This window comes from Komagataeibacter kakiaceti JCM 25156 (assembly GCF_000613305.1).
This window is the reverse complement of the sequence record NZ_BAIO01000591.1, coordinates 1-1,297: the sequence shown is the minus strand read 5'-3', so window position 1 is coordinate 1,297 and position 1,297 is coordinate 1. Positions and strand designations below refer to the sequence as shown.

Sequence of the window (1,297 nt, the reverse complement as noted above, 5' to 3'; positions counted from 1 at the left end):
TGGAGGGTTCGAAAAAACCTCTGATTGATGTGCCTGGCTCGTGTTTTTAGGCTTTCGGCGATTTGATTGACGGTTCCTGAGGTAGCTTTCTTTCTGCGTTTTGAGCAAATTGGGGACTACCCCCCGCTGGATTGCTATGCGCTCGCGTTCATTCTCTCCAGGAAGAGGAAACGGCGCATGTTGTAGACGATATTGGCCAGTCCGATCGTCATTGTGGCCCGTGTGATGCCGACGGCCCGGATGAACAATCCCATCTGCGATTTCTGATCGGCAAAGACATGCTCGACGCGGGATCGGATCACCGACTTCCCCGCGTTGGACCGCTGGGCATGGCGGGGCATGGGCTTGAGATTCGGCTTTTTCCTGTGGACCTTCGAGACGAAACCCTCTTTGTCCATGAAGTCCTCATTGGCTTTCGAGCGGTAGGCGGTATCCGCCCAGACGCTTGAGGCCGTATTGGTTTTATCAAGCAAGCCCTCTCTCAATCGCGCGCCATCACTGGCGGCGGCATCTGTGGCCTTCCATTTGCGAATCAGCCGATATTTCCGGTCGATGGAGACGTGGGATTTGTAGCCAAAGAACGGAATGGCAAGATCCGTTGCGGGCATACTTCCGTCATCCTGACGCTTTGCTTTCGTGAACTTCAGCGTCCAGCGCGCATGGCGATCCTTGTGGGACAGCTTTGCGGGCTTGTCCTGCCACTCTTCAGGAATACGCCCTGCCCGGAGATCCGCTTTCTCGGCGTTTGTATTGCGCTGCTTTGGAGCAGCCACCAGCGTTGCGTCCAGAATCTGGCCCGACATCGGCAAATATCCGGCCTTGCGCAGGGTCGCGTCAAAGCGGTCAAACAGTCTTTCAATCGCACCCGTCTGGGTCAGGCGTTCACGGAACAGCCAGACCGTTTTGGCGTCAGGCACACGGTCCGACAGCCCCAGACCAAGGAAACGCATAAAAGAGAGACGATCATTGATCAGGTACTCCGTCCGCTCATCAGACAAATTGTTCAGCGTCTGGATCACCAGGATCTTGAACATCAGCACCAGATCAAACGGAGGGCGCCCGCCTTTGCTCCCATCCGAATACGCCAGAGCCTTCTTCAAATCAGGGCGGAACACCTCAAAATCCACAGTCCGGGAAAAGGCCTCGAGTTGATCGCCAAGCCCGCTCAACCGGGCAAGCCGCTCCTCAACATCAAAGAAACCAGGCTGTTTCATATCGCCATTCCCTCAACCAGAACCAGAGGAATGGAATCACACAGAAGGCCTCAAAACCAGTAGGTTTTTCGAACCCTCCAGGT

Annotated in this window: 1 protein-coding gene; it reads right to left on the bottom strand. The window is 55.3% G+C overall.

Annotated elements, in window-relative coordinates; translation table 11 throughout:
- Positions 1–134 precede the first annotated feature (134 nt).
- Positions 135–1,214 (bottom strand): IS5 family transposase, encoded by a 1,080-nt coding sequence (locus tag JCM25156_RS16910; protein ID WP_025814070.1) that lies wholly within the window; start codon positions 1,212–1,214, stop codon positions 135–137.
- Positions 1,215–1,297: the final 83 nt, after the last annotated feature.